The organism is Limnohabitans sp. (assembly GCF_034680285.1).
GTDB lineage: Bacteria > Pseudomonadota > Gammaproteobacteria > Burkholderiales > Burkholderiaceae_C > Limnohabitans_A.
In genome coordinates, this window is record NZ_JAXITC010000009.1 from 57,914 (window position 1) to 79,432 (window position 21,519).

Below are 21,519 nucleotides of genomic sequence, written 5' to 3' on the forward strand. Positions count from 1 at the left end.
TCAAAAATGGATGAAAAAATAGGGGGAAGCCGCACCATCACAGCAAACGTGCCAAATAGTGGCCCGTGAAGCTCGCCTTGTTTTTGGCCAGTTGCTCTGGCGTGCCTTCGCCCAGCACCGTGCCACCGCCCGCACCGCCCTCTGGCCCCATGTCAATCAACCAGTCGGCGGTTTTGATCACGTCAAGGTTGTGCTCGATGATGACGATGGTGTTGCCCGCGTCGCGCAGCTGGTGCAAGACTTTCAGCAGCAGGTCGATGTCTGCAAAGTGCAGGCCGGTGGTGGGTTCGTCCAGGATGTAGAGCGTGCGGCCGGTGTCGCGTTTGGACAGTTCCAGCGCGAGCTTCACGCGCTGGGCCTCGCCGCCAGACAAGGTGGTGGCGCTTTGCCCGAGGCGAATGTAGGTCAGACCCACGTCGAGCAGGGTTTGCAGCTTGCGGGCGATGTTGGGCACGGCGCTGAAGAACTGGTGCGCGGCTTCGACCGTCATATTCAAAATCTGCGCGATGTTCTGGCCTTTGTATTGCACTTCCAGCGTTTCGCGGTTGTAACGCATGCCATGGCACACGTCGCAGGGCACATACACATCGGGCAAAAAGTGCATCTCCACTTTCACCATGCCGTCGCCTTGGCAGGCTTCACAGCGGCCCCCACCCGACGATGCACTCACGTTGAAGCTGAAACGCCCCGGGCCATAGCCGCGTTCGCGTGCGGCAGGCACTTCGGCCATCAGCTCGCGGATGTGGGTGAACAGGCCCGTGTAGGTGGCGGGGTTGCTGCGCGGGGTGCGGCCAATAGGCGACTGGTCGACGTTGATGACCTTGTCGAAGTGTTCAAGGCCTCTGATCTCTTCGTGGGCAGCAGCTTCATCGTGGGCACGGTGGATCTGGTGTGCGGCGGCGGTGTAAAGCGTGTCGTTGACCAGCGTCGATTTGCCCGAGCCTGAGACACCCGTCACGCAAGTGAGCAGCCCCACGGGGAACTTCACGTTCACGCTTTTCAGGTTGTTGCCACTGGCCCCGACGATTTCGATGAAGTCCTTGCCCGCTTTGTGGCGCTTGGGGATCTCGATCTTTTTGCGGCCCGACATGTATTGGCCGGTGACCGAATCGGGTGCGGCCAAGATGTCGGCGCAGGTGCCCTGCGCCATCACGCGGCCGCCGTGCACGCCCGCGCCGGGTCCCATGTCGATCACATGGTCCGCCACGCGGATCATGTCTTCGTCGTGCTCGACCACCAGCACGCTGTTGCCGATGTCGCGCAGGTGCTGCAGCGTGCCGATCAGGCGGTCGTTGTCGCGCTGGTGCAGGCCGATGCTGGGCTCGTCCAGCACGTACATCACGCCCGTGAGGCCCGAGCCTATCTGGCTGGCCAGTCGGATGCGCTGCGATTCACCGCCACTCAGGGTGTCGGCGCTGCGGTCTAGGCTCAAATAATTCAGGCCCACGTCGTTCAAGAACTTCAGGCGCAGCGCGATCTCGCGCACCACCTTGTCGGCGATCTCGGCCTTGGCTCCGTGCATTGTCAGGCCCTGAAAATACTGCTGCGATTCGCCCAGGGTGATGTGGCTGATCTCGTAAATGGCGCGGGCCTGATCGCCGTCGCCAATGCGCACATGGCGCGCCTCGCGCCGCAAGCGGGTGCCGTGGCAATCGGTGCAGGCCTGCATGTTGCGGTAGCGGGCCAGGTCCTCGCGCACCACGGCCGAGTCGGTCTCGCGGTAGCGGCGCGTCATGTTGGGAATGATTCCCTCAAACGGGTGCTTCTTGCTGACCTTTTTGCCTTGCGATGCGCCAGATTCCATCACGTAACTGAACTTGATTTCTTCCTCGCCCGAGCCGTGCAGCAGCACCTGTTGGTGAATCGGTTCGAGTTTTTCAAATGGCGTTTCGATGTCGAATTGGTAATGCTTGGCCAGGCTTTCGAGCATGCTGAAATAAAAACCGTTGCGCCGGTCCCAACCCTTGATGGCGCCACTGGCCAAGCTGAGCGACGGGAAGGCGACGACCCGCTCCGGATCAAAAAACGCCATGTTGCCAATGCCGTCGCAGGTGGGGCAAGCGCCCATGGGCGAGTTGAAGGAGAACAGACGCGGTTCGAGCTCGCTGATCGAATAAGTGCACACGGGGCAGGAAAACTTGGCGTTGAACAGGTGTTCTTTGCCCGTGTCCATTTCCAGTGCCATTGCGCGGTGCTCGGCCAGGTGCAGCGCAGCTTCAAAGCTCTCGGCCAGGCGCTGGCGCAGGGCGTCGCGTGCTTTCGCATCCTCCTCAGATCGGACTTTGATGCGGTCTACCACCACGTCGATGTTGTGCTTCTCGGTTTTCTTGAGGGTGGGCAGGTCTTCCACTTCCACCGTCTGGCCATTGATGCGAAAGCGCACATAGCCCAGGGCCTGCATTTGCTCAAAAACTTTTTCAAACTCGCCTTTTTTCTCACGCGCAATGGGCGCGAGGATCATCAGCTTGGTGTCTTCGGGCAGGGCCAGCACCGTGTCCACCATCTGGCTCACGGTTTGCGCCTGCAGCGGCAGCTTGTGGTCGGGGCAATACGGCGTGCCAGCGCGGGCATACAGCAAGCGCAGGTAGTCGTGGATCTCGGTGACCGTGCCCACGGTGGAGCGGGGGTTGTGGCTGGTGGCTTTTTGCTCGATGGAAATCGCGGGCGACAGGCCTTCAATCAGGTCCACATCGGGCTTGTCCATCAATTGCAAAAACTGCCGCGCATAGGCTGACAGGCTTTCCACATAGCGGCGCTGGCCCTCGGCATACAGCGTGTCAAAAGCCAGGCTCGACTTGCCCGAGCCGGACAAGCCGGTGATCACCACCAGCTGGTTGCGGGGGATGTCGAGGTCGATGTTTTTCAGGTTGTGGGTACGCGCCCCGCGCACGCTGATATGGGTCTGCCGCAGTGCTGTCGCCAGATACCGCGCGGGTTCGGGTTCTTCGGGCAAGAGAGGAGAGTCAGCTAGTTTCACGTTGGGGCCAGATCAGCAAAACCTTTGATTATCCCCGCCGGGGCTTTTTTTGGCAGTGCAGGCCATCCATCAGGGACAATCCGCGCTTGGCTTTTCGCCTTTTTCAGAAATTTTGGTGGCAGATCTCGTGCATTCCCCTTCGCCCTCTCCTCACTCCTTGGACATGACGCCCATTGAGCGTCGCGCCAGTGCCTCGCTGGCGGGCATTTTTGCGCTGCGCATGCTCGGTTTGTTTCTGGTGTTACCGGTGTTTGCCATAGAGGCCCGGCGCTATCCAGGCGGCGAAGACCCGGTGATGTTGGGTTTGGCCATGGGCATTTATGGCCTGACGCAAGGTTTGTTGCAGCTGCCTTTTGGGATGGCGTCTGACCGTTTTGGGCGCAAGCGCGTCATTGTGTTGGGTTTGGTGGTCTTTGCACTGGGCAGCTTCTGGGCGGCAGCGGCGACCGACCTGAGCAGTTTGCTGGTGGGTCGAAGCCTTCAAGGTGCGGGGGCCGTGTCGGCTGCTGTGACCGCTTTGCTGGCTGACCTGACCCGGGACGAAGTGCGCACCAAGGCCATGGCTCTGGTCGGGGGCAGCATCGGCTTGATGTTTGCATTGTCTTTGGTGGTGTCGCCCTTGCTCACTGCTTGGATAGGTTTGTCCGGCTTGTTCTGGTTGACAGGCTTGCTGGCTTTGCTAGGTGTGGGTGTTGTGATTTGGGGCGCCCCTGCTGCACCCATGCCGGAAGTGGGGCAGCACCGGGGGCGTTTGCGTGACGTGCTGGTGAACGCCGACCTGATGCGATTGAATGTGGGGGTGTTTGTGTTGCATGCGGTGCAATTGGCCATGTGGGTGGCGGTGCCCGCCTTGTTGGTGCAAGCGGGTTTGCAGACAGCGCAGCATTGGCAGGTTTATTTGCCCGCTGTGCTGGTGTCGTTTTTGTTTCTGGGGGTGGTTTTCACCTTGGAGCGGCGAGGCCACCTGAAAAAAGCGTTTTTGCTTTCGATTGTGCTGATTGTGGTGGTGGAGGGGGGCTTGTTTTGGCAGTCGATGGGCACCACCCATTTGAGCGCGATGGCGGTACTGCTCTTGCTGTTCTTTTGCGGCTTTAACGCGCTGGAAGCGACGCAACCGAGCTTGGCTTCGCGCATGGCGCCCCGGGCTTTGCGTGGCACGGCCATGGGGGTCTACAACACACTGCAGTCTTTTGGCTTCTTTGTGGGGGGATTGATGGGAGGGTGGTTGGTCAAGTCCTGGGGTACTCCCGCACTGTTTCTGTGCTGCGGTGGGGCCTTGTTGAGCTGGTTGCTGGTGGCTTGGCCCATGCAAACGCCGGCTCGGGTGGCCACGGCTGCGCCGTCGGCCTGAGGCTGCGGCCCTGCTCGCGACGGGGGGCTGTCAGGGTGCCGGATTGGCCCCATAATTCGAACATCATCGAGGAGTTTTCATGGCATCCGTCAACAAAGTCATCATCGTCGGCAATCTGGGCGCCGACCCCGAAACCCGCTATTTGCCTTCGGGCGATGCCGTCACCAGCATCCGTGTGGCCACCACCGACCGTTACAAAGACAAGCAGTCCGGCGAGATGAAAGAGGCCACCGAATGGCACAGCATCAGCTTTTTTGCCAAACTGGCCGAAATCGCTGGTCAATACCTCCGCAAAGGCAGTCAGGTCTATGTCGAGGGTAGCCTGCGCACCCGCAAGTACACCGACAAGAACGGTGTTGAGAAATACGCCACCGACATCCGCGCCGACAGCATGCAGATGCTGGGTAGCCGTCAAGGCATGGGCGGCCCTTCCGAAGACGGCGGTGGTGGCGGTGGTTATGCGCCTCGCCAAGCCCCTTCACGTCTGGCTGCAGCACCTGCGCAACGCCCTGCAGCCGCGCCAGCGCCCAGACCTGCTGCCAGCAACTTTGACGACATGGACGACGACATTCCGTTCTGATCCACAAGCATGAGCTTTTCAAGCCCCTGATATCGTCACTCAACCCGTGGCCTTCGTCACGGGTTTTTTATTGAAAAATTGGCCATGAACGAAATCACCTCCCGGTTTTTGCCAACAGAGGACGCCCAGCGTCGTGAACTGCACAACGAAGTCCACGCTCGGCCCTCAGCCCGGGTGCGCTTGCCAGCTTTGATTGTTTATGTGGCGGTGCTCAATGAGGGCGTGTCGCGAGAGCAAGAATTGGCCCATTTGCAGCTTTTGCCGGGGCATGCCGATTTGACCTTGGATCGCATGCAGGGCAACTTTTTGCGCCTGCGCTGTGACCACTACACCGTCAAGTGGGAGCGTCACACCGAATTCACGCGTTACTCCATTGTGCAAACGCTGCCAGCACATGCGGGTTGGGGAGAGACCTTGCCCGAGCTGGCTGCGCATGTGGCGCCCGGTACCGACTGGGTGCGGGGCTTGCCTGGCCAAACCATGGCTGCCATCCACATGGGCATGCTGCAAGTGGACATCGACCAAGGTGACTTGATCCCGACAGCGCAAACTTGGTTGGGCGAGGGAGCGGTTTTGGCTTCGCGCATGGGCAACACCACCGAAGGCATGCCCCACTCGTGTATCTTGACGAATTTCCGCATTGGTGCCGATGGGTTTGAGCGCATGTTGGTGCTGGCCCCGGAAGGCACGTCCGAGGCGCGTGCGGGCCGCATTTCGCAGCGTGTGCTCGAAGTTGAAACCTATCGCCTGATGGCTTTGCGCGGCTTGCCCGTGACCAAAAACCTGTCGGCCATGTTGTCGGCTGCCGAATCTCAGCTGGCCGATCTCACAGGATCGCTGGAGCGCAAGGGGCAGACCGATCAGGCGCTGCTCGATTCGCTGGTCGCCTTGGCGGCCAGCATCGAACGGGCCACCGCTGAGCACGGTTTCCGCTTTTCGGCCACGCGGGCTTACGACACACTCGTCAGCCAGCGTTTGGTGGAATTGCGTGAGCGCCCTATTTCGGGCACACAAACTTTGGGTGAGTTCATGCAGCGGCGTTTGTCACCCGCGATGGCCACGGTGCAAGCTACCGAGATGCGACTGGCCTCTTTGGCCGAGCGTGTCTCGCGCACCAGCGCATTGCTGCGCACGCGGGTAGACATCGCGACCGAAGCTCAAAACCAAATGTTGCTAGAAAAACTGACCAAAGGCCAAGCTTTGCAATTGCGCTTGCAAAGCACCGTGGAAGGGCTGTCGATCGCGGCGATCTCTTACTATGTGGTGAGTTTGGTTTTTTACAGCGCTAAAGCCCTGAATAAATTGGGCTTGCCGTTCAGCCCAGAAGTGATCGCTGGCCTGTCTATTCCTTTTGTACTTTTAGGAACGTGGAAAACCGTGCAAAAAATCCACGCACGAATACACCGCGACTAGTTTTTTGAGCTGAAAATCAAACAGACTCAATTTTTTCGGCTGTGCAAGCTGGTTTTGTAAGTCCGCTACAGAGGGTGGCGGTTGATCAAAGAGGATGAAAAATGAACCTTCAACTCAGTGGGAAGACAGCGCTGGTGACGGGCGCCAGTGTAGGGATCGGACGTGGTATTGCCAAGGCTCTGGCGGCTGAAGGCGTGCGGGTTGCCGTATCGGCCCGACGTGTGGACAAACTCAAAGAGCTGGCCGACGAAATAGTCGCAGCGGGTGGCCATGCGCCCGTGATCATCGAATCAGATTTGTATGTCGAAGATGCTGCCAAGCGCCTGGCCGATGCGGCCCTGGCTGGTTTGGGCAGCGTGGACATTTTGGTGAACAACGCCGGGGGCTCGCGCAGCTTCAAAGAGCTGCATGTGAGTGAAGAGGCTTGGCAAGAGGCCATTACCCTGAACTTCCACCGTCCACGTCAAGTGGCCGACGCCTTGATCGACCAGATGATTGAGCGCAATTGGGGGCGCATCATCAACATCACGGGTAAGAGCGAGCCCGAGCACACCAACGGCGCGTTTTGCGCTAAGGCCGGCATGCACAGCTGGGCCAAAGGCCTGTCTCGCATGGTCGGAAAACACGGTGTTACCGTCAACTGCGTGCCACCCGGACGGATCCATTCAGAGCAGATCTTTCGCAACTACACCCCGGAATACCGTCAGTGGCAGTGCGAGAACGAGATCCCGATGGGTCGCTACGGTGAGCCCGAGGACATGGCCAATCTGGTGACCTTTTTGGCATCGCCTTTGGCCAGTTACATCACGGGTGCGGTCATTCCGGTCGATGGCGGCTTGCGTAAATACCAGTTCTAGTCCGCGTTAGGGAAGCATTTCAGAGGCCACTGATTTTGCGCTTTTGGAGTGCTTCAAACAAATGGTCATGAAACATGGCCGCTGCAGGCCTGAGAGTGGACCCTTGTTTTCTCAGCAATCCCAAGCTGCGCGCAATGGATGGATTTTTCAAAGGCAAACCAATCACCACCGGGTGATTGGTCGGTAATGCCGTTCGAGGGACTGCCGCTATGCCCAGACCCGCCTCCACCATGCCCAGCAAAGTTCCGATGTGACTGACCTCAAAGGCGAAGTTGGGTAACAAGCCCATTTTGCTCATGACATCGTCGAGTAATTGACGGTTGCCACTGCTGCGTGCCACTGAAATAAGCCGCTCGTTTTCAATGTGGGCCCAATTCACACTTTTGCGAGTGCTCAAGGCGTGGTCACGCCGCATGGCCACGACAAACGGATCGTTGTGAATGCCTTCGAACGTGATCTCCGGCATCAGGGTATTCATGAATCCGATTCCAAAGTCCGACTCTCCCGTCAACACACTTTGCAAAGTCTGGTTCATGGATTCATCAATCACCCGAATCCGTATGGACGGATATTTGACGGAAAAACTGCTGATGACATGAGGCAAAAAGTACAGCGCAGCGGATGGAACGCACGCCACCGTGACGCGACCACTGCGTGTTGCTGCAATGTCTGAGATGCCCAGTATGGCGGACTCCAAATCGTCAATGGCCGCACGTGCCCTGTCGAGAAAAATCCGACCAATGCTGGTCAGTTCAACCTCTCGTGTTGTTCGATTGAAAAGCCGGGTCCCAATGATGGACTCCAGTTTTTCGATGCGCCGACTCAGTGCAGGGGGAGAAAGATGGATGTGATCAGCGGCGGCTCGAAAGCTACCGCGCTCTGCCACTGCGATAAAAGCCTGGAGTTGTTGCAAATCAAAATTGATGTGTCTCATGCATCAATCATATTAAAAATTGCAATTCAATAAAAGCTGAATTTCCTGCACCATTCGCCGACTTTGAAATCAAGTACGACACGTTGAAAGGTTCGGTATGAAATTGAATTTGGCATGGGTGGCAGGATTAGCCTTGGCAGCAACTTGCAATTTGGGTGTGGCGCAGTCAGAAAAACCGCTGACCATTGTTGTCCCGACAGCGGCAGGCGGAGGCAACGACGCCATGGCCAGGACCATTGGTCAAAAATTGGGGGTGTTGCTCAATCGGTCTGTGATTGTGGATAACAAGGCCGGTGCCAATGGCGCTTTGGCCGCTGAGTTTGTTGCCAAGGCAGCACCGGATGGCAATACCCTCATGTTCGGTTACATCGCGACACACGCCATGAATCCGGCCTTGCAGAAGTTGCGTTACGACCCCGTCAAGGATTTTGAGGCTGTCGGTTTGGTCGGCTATTCACCCACCCTCATGGTGGTCAACCCCTCGCTCAAAGTCAAAGATGTGAAGGACTTGGTGCGGGTCTTGAAGGAAAAACCGGACCAGTACAGTGTGGCATCGGCAGGCAACGGCACCGCGCCCCATTTTGCCGCTGAACTTTTCAAAATGTCGACACAAACGTCCTTGCTCCATGTGCCTTACAAAGGTTCTGCACCGGCAGTCAATGACACCATTGGCGGACAAACACACGTCATGTTTCCCAGTTTGTTCACGGGTGTGCCTTTTGTGAAGTCGGGCCGCTTGCAAGCCTTGGCCATTGCGGGCAACAAACGCTCGGCCGTGTTGCCGGACGTGCCGACCTTGAAGGAGCTGGGCATTGACGGCGTTGAGGTGGATCAGTGGTACGCGATTTTTGCGCCTGCCAAAACACCAAAAGATGTCGTGAGCAAACTCAATCAGGCTTTGAACAAGGTCCTCAATGACCCAGAGATCATCAAAAAAATTGAAGGGCATGGGGCAGATGTTGATACCAGTACGCCAGAACAACTGAGTGAGATGGTTCGCAAGGATTTGGTGAAGTGGCGTCAGGTTGTGCAGCGTGCCAAATTGCAGGCTGACTGAAATGTCCAAAGTAAATCGTCAAATTCCTTGTGTCTTGATGCGTGCCGGCACATCTCGTGGCCCTTTTTTCCTCAAGGATTGGTTGCCATCGGATCCGGCCGCGCGTGATCAGGCTCTGATTGGTGCGATTGGCGCATCGGACCCATTGCAGCTTGACGGATTGGGTGGCAACAGCACGCTCAACAGCAAGGTGGCGATTGTTTCACTGTCCACCTTGCCGGATTGTGATTTGGATTATTTGTTTGCCCAAGTGGGTGTGGGCCACCAATCTGTCGATACACGTCCGAACTGCGGCAACATGCTCTCCGGTGTGGCCCCCTTTGCCATCGAGCAAGGTTTGATTGAGGCACAGGACGGGACCACCACAGTGCGCATTCACAATGTCAACACCGGTGCCAAGATTGAGGCGACGGTGCAGACCCCGGGCGGGCGTGTGACCTATGAAGGTTCGGCGCGAATTGATGGTGTGGCGGGGACGGCAGCTCCGGTTTTGTTGAATTTTCTGGACGCATGGGGCGCTGTCACTGGGCACTTGTTTCCCACAGGCCAGCGCACAGAAAGCATTGAAGGCGTCACGGTCACTTGCATTGATGCCGCCATGCCACTGATGATCCTGCGGGCGAGCGAGTTGGGGCTCACGGGCCGTGAACGTCCTGCTGAACTCGACGCCAACGCCGCTTTGTTGGAAAAGATCGAGGTCATGCGTCTGGAGGCGGGTCGCCGCATGGGGCTGGGTGATGTGTCGGGCAGTGTGGTGCCCAAGCCAGTCATCGTCAGCCCGGGTGACAGCCCGGCCAGTATTGTGTCGCGCTATTTCACGCCGCATCGTTGCCATTCTTCGCACGCGGTGACGGGTGCCATTGGCGTGAGCACCGCATTTGCGTTGCCTGGAACCGTGGCCTCAGGCCTGTTGCGTGCCAGTGGACGTCACTTGTTGTCGGTGGTGCACCCTCAAGGGCAAATCGACATTGATGTGGAAGTGGCGGGTGAGGGCCATGATGCGGTGGTGCAAAAAGCCGCCTTGGTGCGCACTGCACGCAAGATCATGCAAGGCCAGTTGCACTTGCCTGATTATGTTTTCCCGCCAGAGCAGGCAGATTCGCCCGTAGCCCTGGAAACTTACCCCAGCGAGCCCATCACCATCATCGTGCCCACCAGTGCCGGTGGTGGCAATGACACCATGGCGCGGGTCCTCTCGCGCAAGCTCGGGCCTCAACTTGGTCAGTCGATCGAGGTGGACAACCGTGCGGGTGCCAATGGCAGTGTGGCGGCGGAATACGTGGCGGCTGCGAGGCCGGATGGTTACACCTTGATGTTTGGCTACATCGCGACCCACGGTATCAATCCGGTCATGCAAGACGTGCGTTATGACCCGCAAGCGGACTTTGTGCCTGTCGGTTTGATTGGCCACTCGCCCAGTGTGCTGGTGGTGCGTGCTGGGCAGGGGCTGCGAACAGCCAAAGACTTGCTGGAACAGTTGCGCAGTCGACCCGAGTTGATGAACTATGCCTCGGCTGGCGAAGGCACGGTGCCGCATTTGGCGGCCGAAATCTTGCTCAAACGCCATGGTGTGGCCGCAGAAGGTGTCACACATTCGGGTGCAGCGCCCGCTTTGAACGCGTTGATGCGGGGTCAGGCGCAGTGGATGGTGCCCAGCTTGTTCAGTGCTTTGCCCTACCTCAAGTCAGGCAAGCTGGTGGCTCTCGCTGTGGCGGGGCAGGAGCGCTTGCCCTCATGGCCAGAATTGCCCACCTTCAGCGAGCTGGGTCTGAACGAGTTGGACTTGACCCAGTGGTACGGGCTGTTTGCACCCGCCGGTACGCCGTCTGCGGTGGTGGGCAGTTTGAACGGCGCCTTGAACAAAGTATTGGTCGACCCTGAAACCGTGGCACGCTTGCTGGACGATGGTGTACAGGTTCAACCCAGCTCGCCACAACAACTGGGATGGCACGTCAAATCTCAATTGCAGCACTGGGCCAAAGTGACACAAGAGTTTAGATTGACTGAGCCAGCTGAATTGGTGTGAGGGCCTCGGTATCCTCATAGGGGGGATGCCTGCAGGCTCACAAGCGTTTCGGACCACAATACAGGCCATTTGATCCGTCACGCTTATGAAAATCGATTTCGATGGCTTGCAGGCATTTGTTACTGTTGCGGAGTTGGGGGCCTTCAACAAGGCCGCCGACAAACTCGGCCTGACTCAGGCTGCTTTGACCCGTCGAATCCAGAAGCTGGAGAACTACCTCGACCTCAAGCTGATGGACCGCACCACGCGCCACATGGCTTTGACACCCGTGGGCCGAGACCTGCTGCCCAAGGCCCGGTCCTTGGTCATGGACATGGCCAGCACCTTCACGCAACTGAAGGACGCATCACAAACAGGAAAAGGCCATTTCACCTTGGCGTGTGTGCCCACCTTGGCGACCTCGGTGCTGCCGCTCTGGATTCGCCAGTACCGAGATCGGTTTCCAGCCAATCGCGTCAAACTGGTCGATGCCAGTGCTTACGAAATACGCGAGGCCGTTTTGGGTCAGCAGGCTGAGTTGGGGGTGACAGTGCAAGGCAACAAGCATCCTGATCTGGAGGAGACCATGCTCTTCGATGATCCCCTGATGTTTTATTGCCGCAGCGAACATCCTTTGAGCAACAGGTCATCACTGACCTGGGCCGACATGAATGTGGATGACCTGATTGTGGTCAGCAGCTTCACAGGCACCCGCATCGTCATGAATTACCAACTGGCCAAGAAAGGTATCGAGCTTCAGGGGCATTACGAAGTTCAGCACCACGCCACCGCACTCAACTTGGTGACGGCGGGTGTGGGTTGCGCCATCATGCCGGCAACCACGTGTGCGGACGGTGACCGTCCAGGGGTGCTGCGCATTGCGCTCAAATCGCCTGTGGTGCGCCGGAAAATTGTGTTGGTGCGCAAGAAGGGCGTGACGCTTTCGCCAGGTGCTCAGGCCTTCAGTGACATCGTGCTGTCGATGGCCCATGCGGGTTTCCGCCCTTGATGGGGTGGTCCGGGCGTTGGTGTGGTGATTGTTTCGATTCTCGCAATAATCGGCTTTATTTTTTCATTTGTCGTTCAATCGATCTTCGACCATACTGAATGCATTGACCTGAGGACTTTCCACGTGAGCTTAGATGTTTTGGTGATTGGCGGTGGCAACGCGGCCCTGTGCGCGGCCTTGATGGCCCGCGAAGCGGGGTGCAGCGTGACGCTGCTGGAGTCGGCCCCGCGCGAGTGGCGCGGCGGCAATTCGGGCCACACCCGCAATTTGCGCTGCATGCACGATGCGCCGCAGGATGTGCTGGTCGACGCCTACCCGGAAGAAGAGTTTTGGCAAGACCTGCTCAAGGTCACAGGTGGCTTGACCAACGAGCATCTGGCCCGCTTGGCCATTCGGCATTCGGCCACTTGCCGCCCCTGGATGGTCAAGCACGGCGTGCGCTTTCAGCCTTCGCTGTCGGGCGCTTTGCACACGGCCCGCACGAACGCGTTTTTCATGGGCGGGGGCAAGGCACTGGTGAATGCCTATTACCGCAGCGCCGAGAAAATGGGCGTGCAGATCCACTACAACGCCGAGGTGGACGCGGTCGAATTGGATGAAGGCCGTTTTGTGGCCGCGTCCGTCATGCACAAGCAGGCTGATGGCAGCGTGCGTCGTGAGCGCATCACCGCCCGCACTTGCGTGTTGGCGGCGGGAGGCTTCGAGTCCAACCGCGAGTGGCTGCGCGAGGCTTGGGGACAAAACGAGCGCGGTGAATACCCGGCGGATCAGTTTTTGATTCGCGGCACGCGCTTCAATCAAGGTGTGTTGCTCAAGCACATGCTCGAGCAAGGCGCCGACCGCATTGGCGACCCCACCCAAGCGCACATGGTGGCGATTGACGCCCGTGCGCCTTTGTACGACGGCGGTATTTGCACCCGCATCGACTGTGTGTCTTTGGGTGTGGTGGTCAACCGCGAGGCGCGACGCTTTTACGACGAAGGCGAAGATTTTTGGCCCAAGCGGTACGCGATTTGGGGTCGCTTGGTGGCGCAGCAGCCGGGGCAGGTGGCGTATTCCATCATCGACGCCAAAGCTGTGGGCCGCTTCATGCCGCCCGTGTTTGAAGGCACGCAGGCGGACAGCCTGCCCGAGTTGGCCCGCAAACTGGGCCTGGATGAAGCGACCTTCATGCAAACCCTGAATGACTACAACGCAGCCTGCCGTGAAGGTACCTTTGACCACACGGCCCTGGACGATTGCCACACCGAGGGCGTGAGCCCGGCCAAAACCCATTGGGCGCGGCCGCTGGACACCGCGCCCTATTACGCCTATGCCGTGCGGCCTGGCGTGACCTTTACTTATCTGGGCCTGAAAACCGATGACACGACCGCTGTGCGATTCAACGAACAACCCAGCCCCAACTTGTTCGTGGCGGGCGAAATGATGGCGGGCAATGTGCTGGGCAAGGGTTACACCGCTGGCGTGGGCATGACCATTGGCACGGCCTTTGGGCGCATAGCGGGCGAGCAGGCGGCCAAGGCCGTTAAAGCTCAGAAAGAAGGAGCTTCCCATGCAAACGCTTGAAGCCCTGACCCAAGATGCCCGAGCATTGGCGCGTGGCGAGATGACCGCGCCCGAGGCCGAAGTGGCGCGGCAGATGCAAATTTGCAATGGCTGCCGCTATTGCGAGGGTTTTTGTGCGGTTTTCCCGGCCATGACCCGTCGGCTGGAGTTTGGCAAGGCAGACATCCATTACATGGCCAACCTGTGCCACAACTGCGGGGCGTGTTTGCACGCTTGCCAATATGCGCCGCCGCACGACTTTGCCATCAACGTGCCCAAGGCCATGGCCCAGGTGCGCGGCCAGACCTACGCCGATTACGCCTGGCCGCCCGCTTTGGGCAGCCTGTACCAACGCAACGGCCTGACCTTGTCGGTTGCGCTCGCTTTGGGCTTGGCGCTGTTTTTGGCATTGGCCATGTTGCGCCAGGGCACCTTGTGGTCAACCCCTGTGGCAGGTGGCTTTTACGCGGTGTTCCCGCACAACCTGATGGTGAGCCTGTTCGCCCCCATCTTCTTGTTTGCCGTCTTGGCGCTGGCGCTGGGTGTTCGCCGCTTTTGGCGCGATGTGACGCCCGCCACCAGTGGGGCCGATTTGACGTCTCCTGCTGCAGCCGAGGCCGCACACGCTGCGCTGAAATTGAAGTATCTGGACGGTGGCCACGGAGAAGGTTGCCACAACGAAGACGATGCGTGGACACATGCCCGCAGGCGGTTTCACCACCTGACGTTTTACGGCTTCATGTTGTGTTTTGCCGCCACCAGCGTGGCCACGCTGTACCACTACGTGCTGGGCTGGCCTGCACCTTACGATTTGACGACCTTGCCCAAGTTGTTGGGCGTCATTGGCGGGGTGAGCCTGGCGGTGGGCACGGCTGGTTTGTGGCGCTTGAACCTGCGCCGCCATCCAGACCACGGCGACGCAGCGCAAAAGCCCATGGACCGGGGCTTCATTGCCTTGTTGTTCTTGGTCAGCGTGACGGGTTTGCTCTTGTGGCTGGTGGGCCAAACGGCGGCCATGCCTTTGATGTTGGCGCTGCATTTGGGCGCGGTGATGGCCTTGTTCCTGACGCTGCCCTACGGCAAGTTTGCGCACGGTATTTTCCGCACAGCGGCCTTGCTGCGCTTTGCCATCGAAAAGCGCCAACCCAACCGCTTGGGGCTGGGCGGCGAATAAGTCAGTCCGTTTTGGGGGGGCAGGCGCTGGCCGAATGGATCATGCCGCCGCCCAAACACACTTCGCCGTCGTAGAGCACCGCGCTTTGGCCGGGGGTGACAGCCCATTGAGGGTCGTTGAAGGACAGCTCAAAGCCTGTTGACCCATCGGGCATTCCGAGCCCTTGTAAGCTGCATGGTGCATCGGTCTGTCGGTAGCGCGTCTTGGCCGCATAGGTACCGGGGGCTGGGGCCTGGCCCGCGCACCAGCTCACATCGGTGGCTTGCAGCTGGGGTGACAGCAGCCAAGGGTGGTCATGGCCTTGCACCACCCACAAGGTGTTGTTCGGAATGTCTTTGCGGGCCACAAACCAAGGCGTGTGTTCACCCGCGCCCCGCAAGCCTTGGGCTTGTAGCGCCTTCATTTCTGCCCCTTTGGCTTTGATGCCACCAATGCCCAATCCTTGGCGTTGCCCCAAGGTGTAGAAGCTCAGGCCCACATGTTGGCCAATGGAGCGGCCTGTTGGGTCTTTGATCGGGCCGGGTTCTTTGCTGATGTAGCGGTTCAAGAACTCGCGGAAAGGCCGCTCGCCGATGAAGCAGATGCCGGTCGAGTCTTTCTTTTTGGCGTTGGGCAGACCGATTTCTTCGGCAATGCGGCGCACCTCGGTTTTGTGCAACTCGCCCACCGGGAACAGGGTTTTGGACAACTGTGCCTGGTTCAGACGGTGCAAAAAGTAGCTTTGGTCTTTGCTGGCGTCCAGACCCTTGAGCAGCTCGTGTCGGCCCGTTGCGCCATTCAACCGAACCCGTGCGTAATGCCCGGTGGCAATCTTCTCTGCTCCCAGGCGCATGGCGTGGTCCAGAAACGATTTGAACTTGATTTCAGCATTGCACAAGATGTCCGGATTGGGCGTACGCCCGGCCTGGTACTCGCGCACAAACTCGGAAAAAACGCGGTCTTTGTAATCGGCCGCAAAATTGACGTGTTCGATCTCGATGCCCAGCACATCGGCCACAGCGGCGGCATCCACAAAGTCAATGTTGGATGAGCAGTATTCACTGTCGTCGTCATCTTCCCAATTTTTCATGAAGATGCCGATCACCTCATAGCCTTGTTGCTTGAGCAGGTGAGCGGTGACAGCGGAATCGACGCCGCCGGACAAACCGACGACCACACGGGTGGGATGGGACATGCCCCAATTATCCCGTGACCCTTGGGTGTGCCCGCTTGAGCCCCCAAATTTATAATGCGCTACAGGGCAATATCCATGAATCAAACCTGCACTTGGTGCCAATACGGCAGAATTTTCCTGCGCGACGTCGCGCAGGGCATGTTCATCATCACCCACAGTGGTTTGGCCATGGTGGGCATGACCTCGCTCGCTTTGGTGCTGGCCCTGTGGCTGAACCCGCAATGGCTGCATTCGGCGGAAGGGACGGTTTTTAACTGGTTGCGCGATCGTCAAGTGTTGTTGTCGTGGCTGCCCCAAGACACGACCGAGCGAGCGACTGCCCTGCGTGTGCAAGATTTGCCCAAGCCCCAAGCGGCCGTGGCCGAATGGTTGGCCCGTAAATACAAAGTCGCGCCAGAGCCCTTGGCCGCTTTGGTGGCCGAGTCTTACGCTTTGTCTAAGAAAACCAAATTGGCACCACATTTCATTTTGGCGGTGATGGCCATTGAGTCGAACTTTCACCCTTATGTGCAAAGTCAGGCTGGGGCGCAAGGTTTGATGCAAGTGGTGACCGAGATCCATGCCAAGCGCTACGAAGCCTATGGCGGTCGCCTCGCCGCTTTCGATCCCATTGCCAATGTGCGCGTGGGGGTGGCTGTGCTTGCCGACGCCATCAAAATGCGAGACGGTTCAATGGAAGAGGGTCTCAAGTTCTATCTGGGTGGTTATGCACTGACAGAAGACGGCGGGTATGTGGCCAAAGTGTTGGCCGAACAAGCGCAATTGGATGCAGTGGCCGCAGGGCAAAAACCGGCTTTGCCATGACCCCTGCGGGTCGATTCAAGCGCGGTAGAAAAACACGCTGCTCATGACGAGGCCAGTACCGATGACCAAGCCGCGGACCCAACGGGCCGGGAGCCGCTTGGCCCAACGTGCTCCAACCCAACCGCCTACGGTGGCCAGTGCCATCATCCAGAGTGCTTGGGGCCATACGATGGCACCTGCCACGGCGAAGGCGGCGACCGACAGCAAGGACAGCACAAACGAGTTGAGGTTTTTCAGTGCATTGACCGTGTTCAGCCGGCTCTCGCCTGTCAAGGTGTACAGGGCCATCAGCAAAATGCCCAAACCGCCGTTGAAATAACCACCATAAATGGACACAGCCATCAGGCCGGGTAGGCGCCAGGCAGCTTGGCCTTGGCCACCATGGCGTTTGGCTAGCCAAGGGCCTGCGGCAAACAATGCGGTGGCCAAGAGCAAAAGCCACGGCACCAGGCCTGCAAACACGCGGTCTGGGGTTATCAACAGCAAGCCTGCACCAATCAGCCCACCGACGGCCGCGATGAGCACCTCCCGCTGCAGCAAGGCGCGGGGCAAGGTGCGAAGCTCAGACCGGAAGCCGAGAACGCTGCCCAAATAGCCTGGGCTGACGGCCATGGCGCTGGTGGCATTGGCCGCCAAGGGCGGAACGCCAGCAAACACCAAGGCTGGAAACGTCAGAAAGCTGCCGCCACCGGCAATGGCGTTGAGTACCCCTGCGGCAAAAGCGGCGGCACCCGTCAGTAGCCAAAGGGCTTCGTTGGGCCAAGCGCCGATCATGGGCGCAATGGCGGCAAATTGGCCACAGCCGGATCGGTGTGGATCACGGCCAGGGGAAAGCGTTGACCAGACAGGTGGTCTTCCATGCAACGTAAAACCAAAGGACTGCGATGTCGATCGGTACTGGCACGCACTTCGTCAGGAGTCATCCAAAGGGTGCGCACAATGCCCTCATCCAGTTTCAGGTGGGGCTGCAACGCTCCTATGTCGCCGCAAAAAGCCATGCGAACATAGGTGATGTCCTCACCCGTTGCGGGGCGTTGGAAGCGCGACAAGTAAATGCCCACTAACGATGTGGGTGTGAAAGGATGTGCCGTTTCTTCCAAGGCTTCACGGGCACAGCCTTCGGCCGGTGATTCGCCCGGGTCGAGGTGACCGGCCGGGTTGTTCAGGCGCAAACCTTCTTGGGTGTGCTCTTCGATCAACAGGTAGCGGCCCTCTTTTTCAATGATGGCGGCAACCGTGACATTGGGTTTCCAGCGTGTATCCATGGATTGATTATCGATGCTTGCTAAGGCATCGCACCGTTTTGGGGACTCTGTCCAAGGAATTGATGGGAGTTTTTGGTTAATATCAGGAATGACTGATATTTGCCGTGTGCGCAATGATGTGCAGTTGAACAAAGCATGCTCACCCCTGAAAAAGCTTGACATCGGTTAAGCTGGAGCATTGCTTATTTTTTGTAGATTGAGCGAGGAGACAAACATGCAAACAGGCGATACCGCCGCCACGCCTCAGCGCATTGGCGTGCCCAAAGAGATTTTTCCCGGTGAAAAACGGGTAGCCACGGTCCCCGATGCGGTGACCAAACTGGTCAAGCTCGGCTTTGCCGTTGTGGTGGAGCAAGGCGCTGGCGAGCTGGCCGACCTGTCGGACGCGGCTTTTGTGGAAGCAGGCGCGACCATTGCCCCCAACGCTGCGGCACTTTGGAGCGGCAGCGACATCGTTTTTAAAGTGCGTGCCCCCACGCCCGACGAAGTGGCCCTGACGCACGAAGGCCAGACGCTGATCGGCTTCTTGTGGCCCGCCCAAAACCCCGATTTGATGCAGCAGCTGGCGGCCAAAAAGGTCACCGCGCTGTCGATTGATGCTTTGCCCCGTACCCTCAGCCGCGCCCAGAAAATGGACGCCTTGACCTCGATGGCGGGTGTGAGCGGCTACCGCGCTGTGGTCGAGTCGGCCAACGCCTTCGGCCGTTTCTTCAACGGCCAGATCACGGCCGCGGGCAAAGTGCCCCCTGCCAAAGTGTTCATTGCCGGTGCCGGTGTGGCCGGTTTGGCCGCCATTGGCGCGGCCGCCAGCCTGGGCGCCATCGTGCGTGCCAACGACACCCGTGCTGAAGTGGCCGACCAGGTCGTGTCGCTCGGCGGTGAGTTCGTCAAGGTGGATTACGAAGAAGAAGGCTCGGGCGGTGGCGGTTACGCCAAGGTCATGAGCGAAGGCTTTCAGGCCGCGCAGCGTGAGATGTACGCCAAGCAAGCGAAAGAGTGCGACATCATCATCACCACCGCGCTGATCCCCGGCAAACCCGCACCCAAGCTGATCACGGCCGAGATGGTGCAAAGCATGAAGCCCGGCAGCGTGATCGTGGACATGGCCGCTGAGCAAGGCGGCAACTGCGAGTTGACCGAACCCGGCAAGGCTGTGGTCAAGCACGGCGTGACCATCGTCGGTTACACCGATCTGGCTTCGCGCATGGCGCGCCAGTCGTCCACGCTGTACGGCACCAACCTGTTCCGCTTGACCGAAGAGTTGTGCAAGACCAAAGATGGCGTGATCAACGTCAACATGGAAGACGACGCGATTCGGGGCCTGACGGTCATCAAGAACGGCGAAATCACCTGGCCTGCGCCGCCTTTGGTGGTGGCCCCCAAGCCCGCCCCCAAGCCCGCTGCCGCGCCTGCCGCCAAAAAAGGCCACGGCCATGGCGAGCCATCTGGCCCCATGCCGCTGGGCCAGTTGCTGATCGTTTCGGCGGTCGCTGCTGTGCTGCTGGTGCTGGTGGGTGCTTATGCGCCAGCGGCCTTCCTGTCGCACTTCACGGTGTTTGTGTTGGCCTGCTTTGTGGGCTACATGGTGGTTTGGAACGTCAAGCCCGCTTTGCACACACCGCTCATGAGCGTGACCAACGCGATCAGCTCCATCATCGCCATCGGTGCGCTGGTGCAGATTTCGCCCATGGCCGCTGCTGGACGCCCCAACACGCTGATCGCCATCTTGGCCGCTTTGGCGCTGGTGCTGACGGCCATCAACATGTTTGGCGGCTTTGCCGTCACCCAGCGCATGCTGGCGATGTTCCGAAAGTAAAAAACTTTGGGGACAGATCTTCAGCTCTGCCCCCGACCGATTAAGACTTTGAGGACAGCTCTTTAGTGCTGTTCCCAACCGATTAAGAAAAGAGACGTTTATGAACTCAAGTCTGGCCACGGTCGCCTACATCGGCGCGACCATTCTTTTCATCCTCAGCCTGGGCGGTTTGTCCAACCAGGTAACCGCACGGCGCGGCAACCTCTACGGCATGATCGGCATGAGCTTGGCCGTGCTGGCCACCATCTTTGGCCCGCAAGTCACAGCCGAAGGCATTCCCATGATCGTGGGCTCCGTGCTGGTGGGCGCCATCATTGGTTTGTACGCTGCGCGCAAAGTGCAGATGACGCAAATGCCTGAACTCGTGGCGCTCATGCACAGCATGGTCGGAATGGCCGCGGCGCTGGTGGGTTACGCGACGTATGTGGACCCGGAAGCTTCCAAGAATTTGGACAGCGCAGCGCACGCCATCCACGCGGGTGAAATCTACATCGGCATCTTCATCGGCGCGGTGACCTTCTCGGGTTCGGTGGCGGCGTTTGGCAAGTTGTCGGGCCGTATCGGCGGGAGCCCTTTGCTCTTGCCGGCTCGCCACTGGCTCAACCTGGTGGGGTTGATCGCGGTGGTTTACTTTGGCCGCGAATTCATGAACGCCCACACCGTGCAAGACGGCATGGTGCCCTTGATCATCATGACCGCCATCGCCTTGCTGTTTGGCATCCACATGGTCATGGCCATTGGTGGCGCCGACATGCCGGTGGTGGTGTCCATGCTCAACAGCTACTCTGGCTGGGCCGCAGCGGCTACCGGCTTCATGCTGAGCAACGACTTGCTGATCGTGATCGGTGCCTTGGTGGGTTCGAGTGGCGCGATTTTGTCGTACATCATGTGCAATGCCATGAACCGCAGCTTCATCAGCGTGATCGCCGGGGGCTTTGGCACCACAGCCGCAGCGCCCAAGCCAACAGGCGAAGCGGCCGAGCCGCAAGGTGAAGTCAGCCCCATCCTGGCAGCCGAAACCGCCGAGTTGCTGCGCGACGCGAAAAACGTGATCGTGGTGCCCGGCTACGGCATGGCCGTGGCCCAAGCCCAGCACACGGTGTTTGAAATCACCAAGACACTGCGTGACAAAGGCGTGAACGTGCGCTTTGGCATCCACCCCGTGGCGGGACGCATGCCTGGCCACATGAACGTGTTGCTGGCCGAGGCCAAAGTGCCTTACGACATCGTGTTCGAGATGGACGAACTCAACGACGATTTCCCAGAGACCGACGTAGCCATCGTGATTGGTGCTAACGACATCGTGAACCCCGCTGCGCAAGACGACCCGACCAGCCCGATCGCCGGCATGCCGGTGCTCGAAGTCTGGAAAGCCCGCACCAGTATTGTCATGAAGCGCTCCATGGCCAGCGGTTACGCGGGTGTGGACAACCCACTGTTTTACAAAGAGAACAACCGCATGTTGTTTGGCGATGCCAAAAAGATGCTGGACGAGGTGCTGCTGGCTTTGAAATCCTAAGAACTCAGTGCATTGGTAGAAACGAGGGGGTGAACGGTG

Annotated in this window: 17 protein-coding genes; 12 read left to right on the forward strand and 5 right to left on the reverse strand. The window is 58.9% G+C overall.

Annotated features, from left to right (window positions below; all coding sequences use genetic code 11):
• Nucleotides 1-37: 37 nt before the first annotated feature.
• A complete protein-coding gene (gene uvrA, locus SWE17_RS09010; protein ID WP_322992769.1) occupies nucleotides 38-2,953 on the reverse strand; it encodes an excinuclease ABC subunit UvrA in 2,916 nt (971 codons plus the stop codon).
• Nucleotides 2,954-3,140: 187 nt separating this feature from the next.
• Here uvrA and SWE17_RS09015 point away from each other — a divergent pair, with 187 nt between their 5' ends.
• The 4 genes from SWE17_RS09015 (at nucleotide 3,141) to SWE17_RS09030 (ending at nucleotide 7,178) form a co-directional block, all read left to right on the forward strand.
• A complete protein-coding gene (locus SWE17_RS09015; RefSeq protein WP_322992770.1) occupies nucleotides 3,141-4,328 on the forward strand; it encodes an MFS transporter in 1,188 nt (395 codons plus the stop codon).
• Nucleotides 4,329-4,407: 79 nt separating this feature from the next.
• Entirely contained in the window at nucleotides 4,408-4,908 is a 501-nt protein-coding gene (gene ssb, locus SWE17_RS09020; RefSeq protein ID WP_322992771.1) for a single-stranded DNA-binding protein, read from the forward strand.
• Nucleotides 4,909-4,992: 84 nt separating this feature from the next.
• Nucleotides 4,993-6,321 carry a DUF3422 domain-containing protein gene (locus SWE17_RS09025; RefSeq protein WP_322992772.1) on the forward strand — a complete coding sequence of 443 codons (1,329 nt, stop codon included), beginning with the start codon at nucleotides 4,993-4,995 and terminating at the stop codon, nucleotides 6,319-6,321.
• A 101-nt stretch (nucleotides 6,322-6,422) separates the two neighbouring features.
• On the forward strand, nucleotides 6,423-7,178 hold the full coding sequence (locus tag SWE17_RS09030) for an SDR family NAD(P)-dependent oxidoreductase (RefSeq protein WP_100172405.1): 756 nt from the start codon (nucleotides 6,423-6,425) through the stop codon (nucleotides 7,176-7,178).
• Nucleotides 7,179-7,197: 19 nt separating this feature from the next.
• Here SWE17_RS09030 and SWE17_RS09035 read toward each other — a convergent pair whose 3' ends face one another.
• A complete protein-coding gene (locus SWE17_RS09035) occupies nucleotides 7,198-8,112 on the reverse strand; it encodes a LysR family transcriptional regulator (protein WP_322992773.1) in 915 nt (304 codons plus the stop codon).
• Nucleotides 8,113-8,209: 97 nt separating this feature from the next.
• Between SWE17_RS09035 and SWE17_RS09040 the strand changes: the two genes are divergently transcribed.
• The 5 genes from SWE17_RS09040 to tcuB all read left to right on the forward strand — a co-directional run bounded on the left by SWE17_RS09040 (nucleotide 8,210) and on the right by tcuB (nucleotide 14,902).
• Complete coding sequence (locus SWE17_RS09040) at nucleotides 8,210-9,169, forward strand: tripartite tricarboxylate transporter substrate binding protein (RefSeq protein ID WP_322992774.1); 960 nt, start codon at nucleotides 8,210-8,212, stop codon at nucleotides 9,167-9,169.
• A 1-nt stretch (nucleotide 9,170) separates the two neighbouring features.
• Nucleotides 9,171-11,195 carry a 4-oxalomesaconate tautomerase gene (locus tag SWE17_RS09045; RefSeq protein ID WP_322992775.1) on the forward strand — a complete coding sequence of 675 codons (2,025 nt, stop codon included), beginning with the start codon at nucleotides 9,171-9,173 and terminating at the stop codon, nucleotides 11,193-11,195.
• An 85-nt stretch (nucleotides 11,196-11,280) separates the two neighbouring features.
• Nucleotides 11,281-12,183, forward strand: coding sequence for a LysR family transcriptional regulator (locus SWE17_RS09050; RefSeq protein ID WP_322992776.1), 903 nt, complete (start codon nucleotides 11,281-11,283; stop codon nucleotides 12,181-12,183).
• Nucleotides 12,184-12,306: 123 nt separating this feature from the next.
• A complete protein-coding gene (tcuA, locus tag SWE17_RS09055) occupies nucleotides 12,307-13,749 on the forward strand; it encodes an FAD-dependent tricarballylate dehydrogenase TcuA (RefSeq protein ID WP_322992777.1) in 1,443 nt (480 codons plus the stop codon).
• Nucleotides 13,736-14,902, forward strand: coding sequence for a tricarballylate utilization 4Fe-4S protein TcuB (gene tcuB, locus SWE17_RS09060; protein WP_322992778.1), 1,167 nt, complete (start codon nucleotides 13,736-13,738; stop codon nucleotides 14,900-14,902). The genes tcuA and tcuB overlap by 14 nt, the downstream gene beginning before the upstream one ends.
• Before the next feature lies 1 nt (nucleotide 14,903).
• On the opposite strand, the gene mnmA is transcribed toward tcuB, so the two are convergent.
• Entirely contained in the window at nucleotides 14,904-16,076 is a 1,173-nt protein-coding gene (mnmA, locus tag SWE17_RS09065; protein ID WP_322992779.1) for a tRNA 2-thiouridine(34) synthase MnmA, read from the reverse strand.
• 75 nt (nucleotides 16,077-16,151) lie between these two features.
• Here mnmA and SWE17_RS09070 point away from each other — a divergent pair, with 75 nt between their 5' ends.
• A complete protein-coding gene (locus SWE17_RS09070) occupies nucleotides 16,152-16,880 on the forward strand; it encodes a lytic transglycosylase domain-containing protein (protein ID WP_322992780.1) in 729 nt (242 codons plus the stop codon).
• Between the two features lie 15 nt (nucleotides 16,881-16,895).
• Here the strand turns inward: SWE17_RS09070 and SWE17_RS09075 are convergent, their stop codons facing one another.
• Together SWE17_RS09075 and SWE17_RS09080 are read right to left on the reverse strand one after the other, a co-directional pair.
• A complete protein-coding gene (locus SWE17_RS09075; RefSeq protein ID WP_322992781.1) occupies nucleotides 16,896-17,654 on the reverse strand; it encodes a sulfite exporter TauE/SafE family protein in 759 nt (252 codons plus the stop codon).
• A complete protein-coding gene (locus SWE17_RS09080; protein WP_322992782.1) occupies nucleotides 17,651-18,145 on the reverse strand; it encodes an NUDIX hydrolase in 495 nt (164 codons plus the stop codon). The genes SWE17_RS09075 and SWE17_RS09080 overlap by 4 nt, the downstream gene beginning before the upstream one ends.
• Nucleotides 18,146-18,359: 214 nt before the next feature.
• Here SWE17_RS09080 and SWE17_RS09085 point away from each other — a divergent pair, with 214 nt between their 5' ends.
• Together SWE17_RS09085 and pntB are read left to right on the forward strand one after the other, a co-directional pair.
• Complete coding sequence (locus SWE17_RS09085) at nucleotides 18,360-19,961, forward strand: Re/Si-specific NAD(P)(+) transhydrogenase subunit alpha (protein WP_322992783.1); 1,602 nt, start codon at nucleotides 18,360-18,362, stop codon at nucleotides 19,959-19,961.
• A 100-nt stretch (nucleotides 19,962-20,061) separates the two neighbouring features.
• A complete protein-coding gene (pntB, locus tag SWE17_RS09090) occupies nucleotides 20,062-21,480 on the forward strand; it encodes a Re/Si-specific NAD(P)(+) transhydrogenase subunit beta (RefSeq protein ID WP_322992784.1) in 1,419 nt (472 codons plus the stop codon).
• The last annotated feature ends 39 nt before the right edge of the window (nucleotides 21,481-21,519 follow it).

Excerpts from the sequence above, each read along its gene's own strand:
- SWE17_RS09015 (WP_322992770.1), top strand. The coding sequence starts at position 3,141 with ATGACGCCCATTGAGCGTCGCGCCAGTGCCTCGCTGGCGGGCATTTTT.
- ssb (WP_322992771.1), top strand. The coding sequence starts at position 4,408 with ATGGCATCCGTCAACAAAGTCATCATCGTCGGCAATCTGGGCGCCGAC.
- SWE17_RS09025 (WP_322992772.1), top strand. The coding sequence starts at position 4,993 with ATGAACGAAATCACCTCCCGGTTTTTGCCAACAGAGGACGCCCAGCGT.
- SWE17_RS09030 (WP_100172405.1), top strand. The coding sequence starts at position 6,423 with ATGAACCTTCAACTCAGTGGGAAGACAGCGCTGGTGACGGGCGCCAGT.
- SWE17_RS09035 (WP_322992773.1), bottom strand. The coding sequence starts at position 8,112 with ATGAGACACATCAATTTTGATTTGCAACAACTCCAGGCTTTTATCGCA.
- SWE17_RS09040 (WP_322992774.1), top strand. The coding sequence starts at position 8,210 with ATGAAATTGAATTTGGCATGGGTGGCAGGATTAGCCTTGGCAGCAACT.
- SWE17_RS09045 (WP_322992775.1), top strand. The coding sequence starts at position 9,171 with ATGTCCAAAGTAAATCGTCAAATTCCTTGTGTCTTGATGCGTGCCGGC.
- SWE17_RS09050 (WP_322992776.1), top strand. The coding sequence starts at position 11,281 with ATGAAAATCGATTTCGATGGCTTGCAGGCATTTGTTACTGTTGCGGAG.
- tcuB (WP_322992778.1), top strand. The coding sequence starts at position 13,736 with ATGCAAACGCTTGAAGCCCTGACCCAAGATGCCCGAGCATTGGCGCGT.
- mnmA (WP_322992779.1), bottom strand. The coding sequence starts at position 16,076 with ATGTCCCATCCCACCCGTGTGGTCGTCGGTTTGTCCGGCGGCGTCGAT.
- SWE17_RS09070 (WP_322992780.1), top strand. The coding sequence starts at position 16,152 with ATGAATCAAACCTGCACTTGGTGCCAATACGGCAGAATTTTCCTGCGC.
- SWE17_RS09075 (WP_322992781.1), bottom strand. The coding sequence starts at position 17,654 with ATGATCGGCGCTTGGCCCAACGAAGCCCTTTGGCTACTGACGGGTGCC.
- SWE17_RS09080 (WP_322992782.1), bottom strand. The coding sequence starts at position 18,145 with ATGGATACACGCTGGAAACCCAATGTCACGGTTGCCGCCATCATTGAA.
- SWE17_RS09085 (WP_322992783.1), top strand. The coding sequence starts at position 18,360 with ATGCAAACAGGCGATACCGCCGCCACGCCTCAGCGCATTGGCGTGCCC.
- pntB (WP_322992784.1), top strand. The coding sequence starts at position 20,062 with ATGAACTCAAGTCTGGCCACGGTCGCCTACATCGGCGCGACCATTCTT.